This window comes from Bradyrhizobium sp. 35, from assembly GCF_023073215.1.
In the GTDB taxonomy this organism is placed as follows: domain Bacteria; phylum Pseudomonadota; class Alphaproteobacteria; order Rhizobiales; family Xanthobacteraceae; genus Bradyrhizobium; species Bradyrhizobium canariense_D.
In genome coordinates this window covers 1-1,333 of sequence record NZ_JADPJC010000111.1, presented here as the reverse complement: position 1 = coordinate 1,333, position 1,333 = coordinate 1, and the positions used below count along the sequence as shown (strand labels likewise).

Genomic DNA, 1,333 nt, shown 5'->3' with positions numbered 1-1,333 from the left:
CTTGAAACAGCTTCTATCGCCCACGGCGGCGACCAAGGCTGTTGCTGTCACAGGTCCGACGCCTTCGATTTTGCCGAGCCGCTGGCACTGCTCACTCGTCCGGAAGATTTCCCTTATCCGCCGGTCATAGGCTGCAATGCGGGTATCAAGCTCGGACAACTCCTCTTGCAGTTCCCTCATGAGCGCTTGGAGCATCTCACTGAGGCCGTCATTGATGTTTCCTACGATGACCGCGAGGCCACGCCGCAGCTGCGCGATGTCACGGGCAATGACAATCCCATGCTCGGAATTGCATCAACTGGCCTTGGCTTCAAACAGATGCGCTCGCGTAAGTCATTGCGCATGCAAGCTCCGAACTATTGGACCCGAGATGGCGACCATTTACGTCTCGCGACTCCTTTGAGCATCCCGGCATCTGAAAACGACCAACTTAGGGAGAAGGACGGCGCGTGAAGGCGGGCGCAATGAATAGCCTCGATCCGATTTCAGTTATGTTTGTTCGTCAAGAATTCTTCGTACTTTCTCGGCCAGACCGCGAAAGGTAAATGGCTTACTCAACAAGTTGACCCCCGCATCAAGTCGACCGTTGTGGACTATCGCATTCCGTGTGTAGCCCGTCGTGAACAGCACCTTGATTATTGGATGCAACCTTCTAGCCCGATCTGCGATGTTGCGTCCGTGAAGGCCATCCGGGAGCACAACGTCGGTGAAAAGAAGATCGATCGTCCGAGATGACTCAAGGAAAGCAATGGCTGACGCCGCATCGGCTGCTTCGAAAACTTGATATCCGAGATCGCGGAGCACACCGGATGAATACGCGCGCAAATCGTCATGATCTTCCACAACGAGGATGGCCTCATTACCCCGCAACATTGTTGCTGTCGGAATACTGCGATTTTCCTCCTTGTCGGGTTCAGTCTTGGACCGAGGAAGATAGAGTTTGACCGTCGTGCCATGCCCCGGTTCGCTATAAATCCTGATGTGGCCACCCGTCTGCCGCACGAACCCGTAAACTTGACTTAGCCCCAAGCCAGTTCCTTTGCCGACCTCCTTAGTCGTGAAAAACGGCTCGAACACGCGATCCACGGTTGCCTTGTCCATTCCGGTCCCGGTGTCGGTGACAGCCACCAAAACGTATTGGCCCGGAGGCACGGGTTCTGGCAGTGCGGCAACATACTCATCATCCAGCCAGGTGTTACCGGTCTCGATTGTAAGTCGTCCGCCGCCGGGCATCGCATCCCGCGCGTTAACCGCCAGATTGAGGATGCCATGTTCTAGTTCCGATGCGTCAGCAAAGGCGCTCCACAAACCGGCATTGCCAACTATCTCGATC

At 55.4% G+C, this 1,333-nt stretch carries 2 protein-coding genes; one reads left to right on the top strand and one right to left on the bottom strand.

The window, feature by feature from the left end:
- Positions 1–453: hypothetical protein (locus IVB36_RS23050; RefSeq protein WP_247393091.1), on the top strand; the 453-nt coding region annotated here is incomplete at its 5' end.
- A 36-nt stretch (positions 454–489) separates the two neighbouring features.
- On the opposite strand, the gene IVB36_RS23045 is transcribed toward IVB36_RS23050, so the two are convergent.
- The coding region (locus IVB36_RS23045) for an ATP-binding protein (protein WP_247393090.1) at positions 490–1,333 on the bottom strand (844 nt) is incomplete at its 5' end.